Annotated in this window: 11 protein-coding genes and 1 tRNA gene; 8 read left to right on the forward strand and 4 right to left on the reverse strand. The window is 37.6% G+C overall.

The genetic code is table 11. The features are described 5' to 3' along the window. Positions 1-7: 7 nt before the first annotated feature. Complete coding sequence (locus SLP02_RS20540; RefSeq protein ID WP_319422582.1) at positions 8-355, reverse strand: TMEM165/GDT1 family protein; 348 nt, start codon at positions 353-355, stop codon at positions 8-10. Positions 356-527: 172 nt separating this feature from the next. Between SLP02_RS20540 and SLP02_RS20545 the strand changes: the two genes are divergently transcribed. The 3 genes from SLP02_RS20545 to SLP02_RS20555 all read left to right on the forward strand — a co-directional run bounded on the left by SLP02_RS20545 (position 528) and on the right by SLP02_RS20555 (position 6,082). Next, complete coding sequence (locus tag SLP02_RS20545; protein WP_319422583.1) at positions 528-1,463, forward strand: serine hydrolase; 936 nt, start codon at positions 528-530, stop codon at positions 1,461-1,463. 285 nt (positions 1,464-1,748) lie between these two features. Further along, on the forward strand, positions 1,749-4,262 hold the full coding sequence (locus SLP02_RS20550) for a GTPase (RefSeq protein WP_319422584.1): 2,514 nt from the start codon (positions 1,749-1,751) through the stop codon (positions 4,260-4,262). 47 nt (positions 4,263-4,309) lie between these two features. Then, positions 4,310-6,082: a GTPase gene (locus tag SLP02_RS20555; RefSeq protein ID WP_319422585.1), complete on the forward strand. Its 1,773-nt coding sequence runs from the start codon at positions 4,310-4,312 to the stop codon at positions 6,080-6,082. Between the two features lie 354 nt (positions 6,083-6,436). Here the strand turns inward: SLP02_RS20555 and SLP02_RS20560 are convergent. After that, positions 6,437-6,516, reverse strand: a tRNA-Leu gene (locus tag SLP02_RS20560). A 276-nt stretch (positions 6,517-6,792) separates the two neighbouring features. Here SLP02_RS20560 and SLP02_RS20565 point away from each other — a divergent pair. The 5 genes from SLP02_RS20565 to SLP02_RS20585 all read left to right on the forward strand — a co-directional run bounded on the left by SLP02_RS20565 (position 6,793) and on the right by SLP02_RS20585 (position 11,136). Beyond that, entirely contained in the window at positions 6,793-7,404 is a 612-nt protein-coding gene (locus tag SLP02_RS20565; protein WP_319422586.1) for a hypothetical protein, read from the forward strand. A 105-nt stretch (positions 7,405-7,509) separates the two neighbouring features. Next, positions 7,510-8,256: an ABC transporter ATP-binding protein gene (locus SLP02_RS20570; RefSeq protein ID WP_319423714.1), complete on the forward strand. Its 747-nt coding sequence runs from the start codon at positions 7,510-7,512 to the stop codon at positions 8,254-8,256. A 213-nt stretch (positions 8,257-8,469) separates the two neighbouring features. Then, positions 8,470-10,167: an ABC1 kinase family protein gene (locus SLP02_RS20575; RefSeq protein ID WP_319423715.1), complete on the forward strand. Its 1,698-nt coding sequence runs from the start codon at positions 8,470-8,472 to the stop codon at positions 10,165-10,167. A 42-nt stretch (positions 10,168-10,209) separates the two neighbouring features. After that, positions 10,210-10,572, forward strand: coding sequence for a hypothetical protein (locus SLP02_RS20580; RefSeq protein ID WP_319422587.1), 363 nt, complete (start codon positions 10,210-10,212; stop codon positions 10,570-10,572). A gap of 174 nt (positions 10,573-10,746) precedes the next feature. After that, complete coding sequence (locus SLP02_RS20585; protein WP_319422588.1) at positions 10,747-11,136, forward strand: hypothetical protein; 390 nt, start codon at positions 10,747-10,749, stop codon at positions 11,134-11,136. Between the two features lie 391 nt (positions 11,137-11,527). Here SLP02_RS20585 and SLP02_RS20590 read toward each other — a convergent pair whose 3' ends face one another. Beyond that, a complete protein-coding gene (locus tag SLP02_RS20590) occupies positions 11,528-12,292 on the reverse strand; it encodes a ChaB family protein (protein WP_319422589.1) in 765 nt (254 codons plus the stop codon). Positions 12,293-12,353: 61 nt separating this feature from the next. Next, positions 12,354-12,893, reverse strand: coding sequence for a Dps family protein (locus tag SLP02_RS20595; RefSeq protein WP_319422590.1), 540 nt, complete (start codon positions 12,891-12,893; stop codon positions 12,354-12,356). Between the last annotated feature and the right edge of the window lie 175 nt (positions 12,894-13,068).

Genomic DNA, 13,068 nt, shown 5'->3' on the forward strand with positions numbered 1-13,068 from the left:
ATTTAAACTACAGATTAAGTACATCGCCAATTAACCAGGCGGTAATGATCAGCAATAAGATAGCTACAGAAAAATCAAGGGTTTCGGGAGTTAGTTTTTTCGATAGCCAATAACCAACCGAAACCCCAATCAAACTAGTCGCAATCAAAGCTAAAGCCGCACCAGTAAAAACAACCCAGGGTGCTTGAGATTCAGCACTCATCAAGAGGGTAACTAGTTGCGTTTTATCACCCATTTCTGCTAGAAAAATAGTGATAAAAGTAGAGCTAAAAACTACCCAAAAGTTATTTTGTTTTTGCTGCTGTGATGTTGGTACTTTGGTAATTGTTTCTAAAGATTGGCGATCGCTATCCATTAATTTCTTCGATCCAAGTCGAGATACATCCTCAACGTCTTATTAAATAATTGAGTCTTTGCTATTGTCGCAAAGTTTGTCTGAAACTCCAACCATTACTTAAACCTGTCAAGATTTTCTGAGCGCGATAAGCTGAACGTTAGAATAATTTAGTCTTATTGTTAATTGTTTTATGCCTTTTTTCCGCCAAGATGAACAGCTAGCTAAAGTTGCTCAAAATATTCTGCAAAACGCTAGAGCCAAATTTCCTGACTTAACTAGAGATAAAATTGCTCTGACCTGGATTGTATATGAAGATCCTGTCATTGTTAATACAGGAGGCGCATTATCTGCTGCGGAATTTTGGCAATATGAAGTAAAAGGCTATAGCTATCGCGGAGTAGAAAGAATTTATCCTGCGAGTATAGTTAAGCTCTTTTATCTGGTAGCTATACAAGAATGGTTTCAAGGGGGAATGGTAGCGGAGTCTTTAGAATTAGATCGAGCTATACGAGATATGATTATCCTTTCGAGTAATGATGCGACTAATTTAATTGTCGATGTCTTAACAGGTACGACTAGTGGTCCAGAATTATCATCGCAACCGTTTGTAACTTGGCAACAGCAACGCAACATAGTTAATCGCTATTTTAAATCTTTAGGTTGGTCAGAATTAGAGAGTATTAACGTCAATCAAAAGACTTGGTGTGATGGTGCTTACGGTAGAGAAAGAGCATTCTTGGGAGAATTGATGGAAAACCGTAATATGCTGACTACAGATGCAGTAACTAGATTACTACACAGCATTATTGGTGGAGTTGCAGTATCTAGAGAGCGATCGCAAAAAATGATGCAGCTACTAAAGCGTAGTCTCAATCCCGCAGAATTTGTTGACAATGATGGCGAAAATCAAATTACAGGATTTCTGGGGGAAGGTTTACCCAGCAATGCTCAAATATGGTCTAAGGGTGGTTGGATGAGTCGAGTACGCCACGATACGGCATATATTGAGATTCCCAACTTATCTCCTTATTTATTAACTGTTTTTACCGAAGGCAAAGACAATGCCCAGAATAAAAATATTTTACCGTTTATTTCTCAATCTATTGTCAAAGCAGTTAGCAGTTAAGATGAAATACTCGCCTAAGCGTTGATGAAGCGCAAAAAGAATTTTCCGACTTACGACAAAAAGACTATGTAGCTGAGGTCTATTTTATTGTCCATATTCAGCAGCTTTTGACATCTGCATATACTCCGCATTTTATATCGGCTATTTTTTCTAAACTAAAGTCAAGTTAAGCATCTATTAACCAGTAGTAGGAATTTCTAAGCCGTAAAAATATCAAGTTAATTTTTCTATAGTTTTGGGAAATCTATATTAAAGGATAAATCTCAACTTAGGATTTAATTATTGATGTCTTACTCCTCTACAGTTGGTTCAAAGCAATTAGATTTAGGATTTTTATTACTGGTTCATCTTGTCTGTGCAGATCAGCAAATTCATTCTGAAGAGATTAAATATTTAAATGAATTGAGCGATCGCGCCAACATCTCACAACAAACTAAAGATGAGATGGATAAGATTTTGACACAGGATAGCCATCATCTCACGATTGATTATATTGCAAAGCAAGTTTCTGTGGGACAGCAATCGGAGGTAATGCGACAAATCTTAGCAATTGCCTACGCGGATGGTTATTTTGCACCATCAGAAAGAGAAATGCTAAATCGCCTTGCTGATATATGGAACTGGTCGAATACAGAAATAGATCGCATTACTACAGAAGCAGAAAGCTCAAGCAATCAAGTTCGGAGTAGTAATGATCGCGATCAAGCCAAATTATCTTTTGCTGCCAAATTATTTAAAAATGAAAAAAAATCCGCTTTGTCTCGTGCCGTAATCGACATGGCTAGTAAAGTTGCGCCCGAAGCAATTGGCAAAAAAGTTGAATGCTTAGAACGAAAGATTTTATTATCTGGACATGAATATGACGAAGCAATTCAACAGTGTTCTAAGATTGCTCAAGAAGATTATCAATATGCAGAATTAGCTTTTAATAAAACAGAAGCAACTCTTAAAACATTAATTTTCAGCCTGGGGGAAGTAATGTTAAGAATTGAGGATAAAAATACTAAAGCTACCACAGCTAAAGAAGTTGCCAAACAGCTAGACGAGAGTAGAAAACATCTTGATACACAAATTCTTGGAGAATTAAACCAAGTTAAAGAGTCTCATCAAGCAAAACAAAGAGCATTGAGCTATTTTACCATTGCTTTTATGGGAAGAACTAAGGCAGGTAAAAGTACTTTGCATTCCATTATTACCCAAGAAGGTTGGGAATCGATTGGAGTAGGAAAACAGCGCACTACTCGCTTTAATCGTATTTACGAATGGAAAAATATTCGGATTATTGATACTCCTGGTATTGGCGCTGCGGATGCTGGTGGGAGAGGCGATGAAGAAATCGCCAAAAGTATCGTTGATGAAGCGGATGTTATTTGTTATGTCGTTACCAATGACAGTATTCAAGAGACAGAGTTTAAGTTTTTAGAACAGTTAAAAGGGAAAACAAAACCATTAATTATTCTGCTCAATCTTAAATATAATCTTCGCGACTCCAAACGCTTGCAACACTTTCTTCAAAATCCCCACAAGCTATTTGCCAAAGATGGTAAAAGTGGTATTGACGGACATATAAATCGTATTCGTCGTTATGCTAGCGAGCATTATGCAAATGACTACTTTGATATCGTTCCTGTAATGCTTTTGGCTGCACAGCTATCGAGTGAACCAGAACATCAACAAAACAAAGACAAACTCTACAAAGCTAGTCGAATACAAGACTTTCTTGATTCAATTCGCGAATCTTTAATTAAGCATGGAACAATCAGGCGATCGCAAACTTTTTTAGGCTCTACTGTCGGCGCAATCCAGCAACCCGATAAATGGATAAGCGAACAAAAACAGGCTTATCAAAAATTTGGTAGTACTTTGAAATCTAAGCAAGGAAATATACGTGGGGATATTAGAAAATCTCAAAGAGATAGTTTTGAATATTTAGAGCAACAAATTAAGGCTGCTTTTCAAGATGTTGTGAATGCCATTCCTAAATTTGCAGAAAATCATTGGAAGGCTGAAGAGCAAGAATTAAATCGAGCCTGGAAACAAAACATTGTAGATATGAATCTTGAAAAGCGTCTTCAATTATCTAATGAAGAAGCCGTCGAGAAATTTAATCAGGAAATTAAAGAATCGTTAGAAGAAATTGGTAAAGAATTACAGCTAATTTCCAAGCTTAATGTTGACAGGTTTGACTTAAATGGTCACGATTCATTTGACGATAAAAAGCTGTTTAAAATTGGCGGTGGCATTATAGCTGCGATAGGAGTAGGTTTGGCTCTTTTTCCTCCTCTTGCTGGTATCGGTATTGCAATAGGTATTTTTGGTACTGGATTAAATCTAATTTCTAATTGGTTTACATCGAAAGCAGAAAAACGTCGTAAAGCTGTAGAAAATATTTCTCAATCTCTTCGCAAACAGATTGACCAACAAAAACAATCTGTTATCAAGCAAGCTACTAAAAACTTTGAAAAATACTCTTCTAATGTATCCACAAGTATCAACAGTTATTTTGATGAATTGACTGAAGGTTTGGATGATATCTCAAATCGATTACAAAAAGCTCAAAATAGTTTGGATGCAACGGTTAACTATCTTAACTGTGGATATGCCAAGCGCATAATTGATTGGTCAATGGATCAATACGAACCATTAACTGTTGAAAATGTAAAGAAAGTTATTGCTAAAGTTAATCGCCATTTTGGGCAAAATATAACTATTCAGACTAAAGCTGAAATTGAGCTTAAAAAATCTTTGTCAGAAATGAAACAAGTAATTCAAGAAGATATCTCAATCAAGCCTTACTAAAATATTAATTTTCTAGCCAAAATACATTAATAAATATTATTAGGTACATGATGATGAATCAAAATAATCAACAATTTAATGCTGCTGCTATTACCGAAAAATTTAATTGTGCTTGCAAAAACCTAAATTGTTTTCTATCAGAAAAATCAAATGAAAATTTCAATCAAATTAAAACCAAATTAGATCGAGATTTACAGAATTATAAACAAGAAGGTTTGATTAGTGTGGCATTTATTGGGCAATATAGCGCGGGTAAATCAACGATTATTTCTGCACTTACGGGAAAAAGAGATATTAAGATTGATGCAGACATTGCCACAGACAAAACCGCTAGCTATAACTGGAATGATATTAAGATCGTTGATACTCCTGGCTTGTTTACAGATCGCGAAGATCACGATGCTATTACCTATGAAGCGATCGATAAAGCTGACTTACTGGTTTTCTCCCTGACTTATATGCTATTTGATTCGGTGACAGTAGAGAATTTTAAAAAGCTAGCCTACGAAAAAGGCTATGCCTGGAAAATGATGCTGGTAGTTAACAAAATGTCTGATGAAGCAGGGGAAGAAGCAGAAAAAATAATTAACTATCGCCATAGTTTAGCTGAAGCACTAAAACCATATTCCCTTGATGATTTTCCTGTATGTTTTATCGATGCCAAAGATTATTGCGACGGTGCGGATGAAAATGATGAATTTCTATGTGAAATTAGTCGCTTTGAGACTTTTATTCAAGAACTAAATCAATTTGTCGAACGTCGCGGTTCACTGGCAAAATTAGATACTCCCGTTCGTATTGCCTTAAGCGCAGTTAATGATGTACAAGCCGAACTTGCACGTAATTCTGGAGGAGATTCAACCTTTTTTGAAATTCTCAATCAGTTGTCACGTCAGGTAAAAAATGAACGCAACCGTGTCAAGATTAAAATTCAAAGTATTGCTTTGAGATTATCTGCTGCGATCGCTCAAGAAGGAGTAGAATTAGCTAGCTATGTTGGCAAAATTAGCAGTGAAAGCGAATGGGAATACAAGCAAAAAACTGTCAATCTAGAAATAGAAAAACAGTATGAGAAAGCTGGGCGAGAAATACAACTTGTCTTTGATGAAGCAGTTAATGATATTAGAGAAGAAGTAGAAAAAGTATTGCAAGGAAATTTAGCTCAAGCTTATATTGCTTATATAGAGAAATCTTTAGATGCTTCTGTAAATCATATTTATGAAGGAATTAATATTGACGCATTAAAAAACCAATTTACTGGATTAAATGATATTGCTAACAATATAGGTACTAATATTTTAGAAAATGCTAGTAGAAGCTTTTTAAACACTGCTGGCAAAACTGGCTTTTTACGAGGTATGGATGTCGCTGGTAGTGGCTTGCATCAAACAGTATTAGGTGTGGGTAAATTTGTAGGATTTAAATTTAAACCCTGGCAAGCTGTGGGAATAGCTAAAAATATTGGCAACTTTGCTAAATGTTTTGGACCGATTTTTGCGTTTGGTGCTTTGGCTTTAGATGTGGCTGATGTGGCTAAAGAAAGAAAACAAGAACAAGATATGGCTGATGCCCGTCGGCAAATTACCAGCCAGTTTCAAAAACTAGCTAAAGATTTAGAACATCAGGTAGAAATTCAATTTTATGAATTTGACAAACAGGTTTATGGCGAAATAGAACAACAAATTGCCGATGCTAGAAAACAAAACGAAGATGCGATCGCGTCATCAAATACATGGATGAAAGAACTATTAGAAGTTCGTAAAGCTTTTAACGAAATATTGGCAAAAATTAGCTCTTTTAGCGGTGAGGACAACAAATAACTCAAAAAGTAGACTAATAATCAAAGATAGTTGGTACAGCCAACTATCTTTCTTACCGAACTTGTAATCGTATAAGCCATTTCATGGTGCGATCTCCAGTTTTGTAAATCCCAAAATATGGGCATATTATCATTAATCTGCCAGATTCGTCATTTTGGGAAAGGTGATAGCTGCATTTTAACGCCTTTAGCCAATGTTCTGTCCGTTGTCAGACTACAGCATTTTGTAAACAAATACTAATGTTAGTCCTCATTTTTGGGTAATAATTAGGTGAAATTTAAACCTAGTCCAGCCAAGTTGAACTCAAATCAATTTATTGAAGAATCTTGAAACCAAGACTCCGTATACTTTTGATGGGCAAAGAGAGACTCGAACTCTCACGATTTCTCGCCACATTTTGAGTGTGGTGCGTCTACCAATTCCGCCACTCGCCCGTGAGTTTGCTCAGAGGTAAGTATAGCGTATATAGGAGGACTATTGCAAGCAACAAGATAAAAAGAGAAAAGTCCTTGTTAAATGTCTTTAACAATAAAAAAAGCTAAATTTTGGTAACTTTTCTCCTGCAAGCTTTATAGGTTCGTTAGTAAAAATGCCCGAACCATCGTGATTTTAATCACTTACTAAAACTTTGTTTGTTTTTATATTAAATATGTAATTAACATTGTTTATTAAAATTACTAAATCAACTCAAGTCCTAAAGGAGACTAAACATGGGTATACTCAATAAACTCAAAGCAACGGTTCAAGAATCAAAACAATCTCTTAGAGAAATAATTAAAGAATATATCTCATTAGATTCGGGTAACAAGCAATTAATTCTTAAGAAAAAAACTGTTTTACTCTTTTGTCAGCAAGCCTTGAATAGAGTTGAACAATTGAAAAATCTAGAATTAGACTCATCAGAAGGACTTATTGCTACGGTAGAACATAATAAAGTTAAAGTTAAAATTCATTTTACTTCTGAAAAGATAACTCTGAATAAAGATAATATTGAAGGTGAACTTCGTTTATTAACAACACCTCAATTTCAGACAAAAAATATTATTTACCGTTACCTCATAGCTGGTTGGCAAAATTTTCTAGGAGGCAAAGTTCCCAATGCTGTGCTACCAGAAAATATTAGAATCGAAAATAACAAAATATACTACAGTATGCCTAGAAATCAATCACAGCTTTTAGAAGCTCTTTTTTCTAGCTTAAAAAATAAATCGGCATTGAAAACTAGTATCAAACAAGGAGAACTAACTATTGAAACTTCTGCTGCTTTGGGTTGGGATGATTTTAACCTGCAAAGCCTGTTTAAGCTTTTGAATAAAAAATAGTTTGAGCTTTGTTAGCTTCTTTTGAGCAGCTTTAATTACAGAATCTATTCAGAATTGTCAAAATAGAAACATATGTTATTTGAGTCAAGGCGATCGCCTTTGCGTATGAATCTATCTAATCAGTTTTCCCAATCTCAGCCGACCATCATTCGCCTAGAAGCAGTAGAAAAAGTTTACGGTAGTGGCAATACAACAGTTCATGCCTTAGATAAAGTCGATCTTACTATCCATCAGGGAGAATACTGCTCGATAATGGGTGCGTCTGGTTCAGGCAAATCTACAGTCATGAATATAATTGGCTGTTTGGATCGACCAACCGCAGGAAAATATTATTTAGACAATATAGCAGTAGCAGGATTAGTTGATGAAGATTTAGCAGAAATTCGCAACCGCAAAATCGGCTTTGTGTTTCAGCAGTTTCATTTATTGCCTCAAGTTAGTGCCTTAGAAAATGTTATGTTACCCATGGTTTATGCAGGAATACCTAGCAAGGAAAGGCAGGAAAGAGCAGCCCTAGCCTTAGACAAAGTTGGTTTAGGCAATAGAGTTCACAATCGACCAAATCAGCTTTCTGGAGGGCAACAGCAGCGAGTTGCGATCGCCAGGGCTATTGTTAACGAACCATTATTATTATTGGCAGATGAACCTACTGGAGCGTTAGACTCCCATACAACCAAAGAAGTATTAGCAATTTTTTGCGAACTACATCATAGTGGCATTACCGTAGTTATGGTTACTCACGAGTCCGAGGTAGCTAAACTAACTGAAAGAATTATTTGGTTTAAAGATGGTCAAATAGTTCACTCTCACCTCACCCCCGAAGAAATGATTGCCGTAGCAGTGGCTACTTAGTCTATATATATGTTTACTGCCACAGCGGATTATAAACTAAAACATCATAAAGTGCTAAGTAAAATGTAGTTTTGTATACTATTATGATTAATAGTAATCACATCACATATTGCTTTGAAGGCAAAAAGTGAGAATTAATTAAGTCGGTAGACAAAGGTGGATTTCAAGAGCGAAAAGCATTTATCTGTACGTCCAGGCGTTCAGCAAGCAACAATGGATTATTCTCAGCTAGAACCTACTTATTCTTCGCGCTATGATGCCAAAGCGATCGGGTCTCAGTATCGTTGGCGACCTTTGCGGGTAATCTGGCGGGCGATCGCCGTTATTTGGCTATTTGGCAATTTTGCCCTGCATCTCTTATTCGATAAGTGGACAAATAGAGTGGCTGTAAATCGGCAAAAGCGAGCTATTGAACTGCGCCGAGTCTTAACCAAACTAGGCCCTACATACATCAAGGTAGGACAGGCTCTTTCTACCAGACCCGATCTGATTCGCAAGGATTTTTTAGATGAGTTAATTAAGCTTCAGGATCAGCTTCCAGCTTTTGATAACCGAATTGCTTTTAAAATCATCGAATTGGAGCTAGAACGCTCTATCGAAGAAGCCTATCGAGAATTTTCCGCTAACCCTGTGGCTGCTGCCAGCTTGGGTCAAGTATATAAGGCGGTGCTGCATACTGGCGAAGATGTGGCTGTAAAAGTTCAACGTCCTAATTTACGTCCTACACTCAATCTCGATCTTTATTTAATGAGACGTATAGCGGTTTGGGTAGAGCCTTGGCTACCGCTAAACTTGGGTCATGACTTGGCTCTAATTGTTGATGAATTTGGGATGAAACTATTTGAAGAAATAGATTATTATCACGAGGCAAGAAACGCCGAACAGTTTGCTCTTAATTTTGCTGGCGATCCTGATGTTAAGGTGCCAGTGATTTATAACCAGTTTAGTAGCGAAAAAGTCTTAACCTTGGAGTGGATTGATGGCATCAAGCTAACTGACTTAGATAAATTAGCAGCAGCAGGTTTGGATGCAGACAATCTGATTAAAATTGGTGTAACTTCAGGCTTGCGTCAGCTATTGGAATATGGCTTTTTCCATGCCGATCCTCATCCTGGTAATTTATTTGCTACCCTTGATGGTCGCATGGCTTATATCGACTTTGGCATGATGGATCAGCTTAGTGAGTCGATGAAAGAAACTATAGCCAGTGCTGTAGTGCAGCTAATTAACCGTGACTATCAGAGTTTGGCAAGAGATTTTGTCAGCTTGGGCTTTTTGACTCCTGAGACGGATATTCAGCCTATTGTCCCAGCATTAGAAAAAGTTTTGGGTAATGCCATCGGTGAAAGCGTCGGTGATTTTAACTTTAAGACCATTACCGACGAGTTTTCTGAACTAATGTACGAGTACCCTTTCCGCTTACCTGCTAAGTTTGCCCTGATTATTCGCTCTTTGATTACTCAAGAAGGATTAGCACTTAGCCTTAACCCCGACTTCAGAATTGTCGAGGTGTCTTATCCCTATGTATCTCAGAGGCTATTAACGGGTGAATCGCCTCAGTTAAGACGACGTTTACTAGATGTTTTAATTCAAGACGGCAAATTCCAGTGGACAAGATTAGAAAATATGATTGCGATCGCCAGTGCCGATGACAACTTCGATCTATTGCCTACAGCCCGCCTAGGTTTACAGTATATTCTTTCAGAAGAAGGTCAATATTTGCGCCAGCAGCTACTTATTGCTTTAACTGAAGGCGATCGCCTGCATACTGATGAGGTGAAAAGACTCTGGAGTTTAATTCAAGACGATATTAAACCGCAAAAGATACTTGACCTAGCTTTTAATACTTTTCGTCAGATCTCTGCTGATAGCGTCGCTGCGATTATTCCTTCTGCTACCACTTCAAGATAAAGTAATAAAACATTTAGTTTGAGTTTTAAAGTTAATAATTTTATGTATTATTTCCCACAGCCACCTTATCTTGCAGCCCTGATTGGCTTATTTGTTGCTTTTACTTTTGGTTTAGTGTTTGAAAAATTAATCGAACAAAAATTACAGGAATCATATAGAAATTCTGAGGCAGAAAATTCTTTCAAATTGGATAATCCCATCCTAGTTGCTAGTTATTTGGGAACTTGTTTTGGATCCTGGCTGTTTCTGGGAGGAGGCTTTTTAATCTTTAGTTTTGGAGTTATTCCCGCCTATGGTGTTGCTTTATTACTCACTATTGTTACTGGAGCGTTGATTTGGCGACAATTAGGTGAAGTTTTGTTACAGATAAAAGCAGGTGGTCCTGAGTCTTTGAGCTTAGATTGACATCACAACTATAAACAGTAGTAAAGATAACCAAAACTTATTCTGATTAACTAACTCTTGTCGCCAAATCCAGAGAATGCAAGAATAAGAGAAGTTATTAAAAAAAATAAAAGTAATCAATAATTAGTAACTCAACCAATAACTTTATCAAATTAAGTTCAGGAGATAATCCTAATGGCTGAAGAAAATAAAACCAGCAGTACTCAGGCAGATGAAACTAACGCCAAAACCACAGCTACTAAGAGTCGAACCGAAACTAAAGCCAAAACTACAAAGACAGACGACAAAGCTTTAGCCTTATCGGTGCAGCCCAGGGCAATGCTACCTCAAAATAGACCCATTGAACCAAGTCACATAGAAATAGTTCACACCTATTCCTCTGTCGGCTCGGATCGCCCAGTTTCCAAGGGTCCCGTTGAATTTAGTAGTACTATAGCCATATCAGGAAATCGTCCTATTGCTGCTAGCACTCTTCAAATCAGCGAGTCTTATATTATGGGAAATCGTCCTATAGCATCTAATGAATCAGATGATACTGATAGTCTTATGGGATATCTAGACTAACTACCTGCTTCAAACATGAGCAAAAAAGACGAGGAAAGTAAAGCCTGAAACAATATACGTATAGCTTTACTCTCCTCGTTTTGTTATTTGATGTTCAATACCGAGACAAGCTTTTGATACTGAGTCGCGCCATCAATAACTTTCTGAGAAAGAATTATTGCCATCTCAACACTTAAAAAATGATATTAGTTAATAGCAAAAAAATATCAACCCTTTCGTTGAAGGATTGAATATTAATAAGTATTTAGAACAGCGATGCGAACCCGCGTCGCCGACAGGCGCAAGGGTCCGACACGAGGGCATCCCTAGACGGGAAGCCACGCGGACTTGGGAAAGCGCATCAATACAGCGATCGCCATAACAAATCCTGGTTATGGCGATCGCTGTATTTTTATGATGCTACTTTAGATTTTGACCAGATGCCATTCTCGTCTTCATCATATTTGTCTTTGATGGTTGCCCAAGCTTTATGCTCTGCTTGAGTCTCATTGTTTGTTTCATCAAATGCAGCATTATAACTGGCGATAAACTCTTGCTGCGCTGCATCTGAAAGATGAGAGCGAATTTCCGGGGATAAATCTTCTGCTCCTTCACAGCGACCAGGACAAGGACGGGGCAAGGTAGAATCATTAATGTGAATTTCTTCTCCTCCTGCGCCCTCGATTAATAGCTGGTACTCTCCAGATTTATTAGCTGGAACTTCCGCCATCAATAAATACTCACCCGCCTTGACGCGAGTCTCGTAAACCGCAGCCTTCTCCTTGGGCATTCCCAAAGTAGCTAGAGCCGAAGCCAAACTCGCTCCCGCACCTCCAGCGATCGCTCCAGTGGCAGCACCTAAAAGTACAGAGGTTATTGGTCCAGCCGCTACAACCGAACCAATAAAGGGAATAAATAGTACGCCGATACCAGTAAATAAGCTTAAAAGAGAACCAAATAAAGAGCCAAAGACAGCACCAGTACGCAAGCCACCCAGCACAACGTCTTTTTTACTGATAAATCCAGTAATGCGAGTCTGAGATTGAAAGTTTTGTCCCATTACCGAAATGTGGTCTTGAGGTACGCCACGATCGATCAAACGACGGACAATATTATCTATTTGTTCTTCTTCTTTTAAGACTGCGGTGATAGTACGTTCGGCTGTATAATCTGCCATCTTCTCTCAATTCCTCCTCAAAAATGCTTTTGTTTATGGTTTTTGACTAGACAAAATCTATCTAGGCATTAACAGTTGGTTTAGTTTCTGCACCAGGGCGATCGCCACTAGATTCTAGCTCTTCACCTTCTAAGAAGGAACGTAACATCCAAGCCATTTCTTCGTGCTGTTCCATTAAGCCAGTTAGAAAATCAGCCGTACCTTCGTCATGGAATTGATCGCCACACTTGTCGATATCTTCTCGCAAATCGCGAATAACTAGCTCGTGATCCTGTACTAAACGGCTTACCATCTCATTAGCGTTGGGTAAATCGCTAGCGTGTTCTGAAATAGTACCGTACTGAATAAATCCTGCTGCTGTGCCTATGGGATAACCACCCAAAGCGCGTACTCTTTCGGCTGTTGCATCTATATTGAGAGTTAAAGCCTCGTAATGCTCTTCCCAAAGGGTATGTAGGGTACGAAACTGAGGCCCAATAACATCCCAGTGATACTTTTTGGTTTTGATGATCAATAAGTATTGATTGGCTAAATCTCGATTCAAGAGTTCTATTACGCCATGTCGCTGTTCTTCTGTTAGACCGATATTTAACTTTGGCATGAGTATAAAGATAATTGCTTGTGTAACTTCATCTTTATTAGAGCAACATTTCAAGCGATCGCACATCTATATATAGAAAGATTTTCAGCGTTCAATATCTAACCAGAGAAATAGGTAATAAAGATTACATATATCTACCCTGAGAACGATAAATACTAAAAAAATATCATTTAAG

Source organism: Pleurocapsa sp. FMAR1 (genome assembly GCF_963665995.1).
Lineage (GTDB): Bacteria > Cyanobacteriota > Cyanobacteriia > Cyanobacteriales > Xenococcaceae > Waterburya.

What these genes read in the sequence shown, in the direction of transcription:
- SLP02_RS20540 (WP_319422582.1), bottom strand. Translation starts at nt 355, where the DNA reads ATGGATAGCGATCGCCAATCTTTAGAAACAATTACCAAAGTACCAACA.
- SLP02_RS20545 (WP_319422583.1), top strand. Translation starts at nt 528, where the DNA reads ATGCCTTTTTTCCGCCAAGATGAACAGCTAGCTAAAGTTGCTCAAAAT.
- SLP02_RS20550 (WP_319422584.1), top strand. Translation starts at nt 1,749, where the DNA reads ATGTCTTACTCCTCTACAGTTGGTTCAAAGCAATTAGATTTAGGATTT.
- SLP02_RS20555 (WP_319422585.1), top strand. Translation starts at nt 4,310, where the DNA reads ATGATGATGAATCAAAATAATCAACAATTTAATGCTGCTGCTATTACC.
- SLP02_RS20565 (WP_319422586.1), top strand. Translation starts at nt 6,793, where the DNA reads ATGGGTATACTCAATAAACTCAAAGCAACGGTTCAAGAATCAAAACAA.
- SLP02_RS20570 (WP_319423714.1), top strand. Translation starts at nt 7,510, where the DNA reads ATGAATCTATCTAATCAGTTTTCCCAATCTCAGCCGACCATCATTCGC.
- SLP02_RS20575 (WP_319423715.1), top strand. Translation starts at nt 8,470, where the DNA reads ATGGATTATTCTCAGCTAGAACCTACTTATTCTTCGCGCTATGATGCC.
- SLP02_RS20580 (WP_319422587.1), top strand. Translation starts at nt 10,210, where the DNA reads ATGTATTATTTCCCACAGCCACCTTATCTTGCAGCCCTGATTGGCTTA.
- SLP02_RS20585 (WP_319422588.1), top strand. Translation starts at nt 10,747, where the DNA reads ATGGCTGAAGAAAATAAAACCAGCAGTACTCAGGCAGATGAAACTAAC.
- SLP02_RS20590 (WP_319422589.1), bottom strand. Translation starts at nt 12,292, where the DNA reads ATGGCAGATTATACAGCCGAACGTACTATCACCGCAGTCTTAAAAGAA.
- SLP02_RS20595 (WP_319422590.1), bottom strand. Translation starts at nt 12,893, where the DNA reads ATGCCAAAGTTAAATATCGGTCTAACAGAAGAACAGCGACATGGCGTA.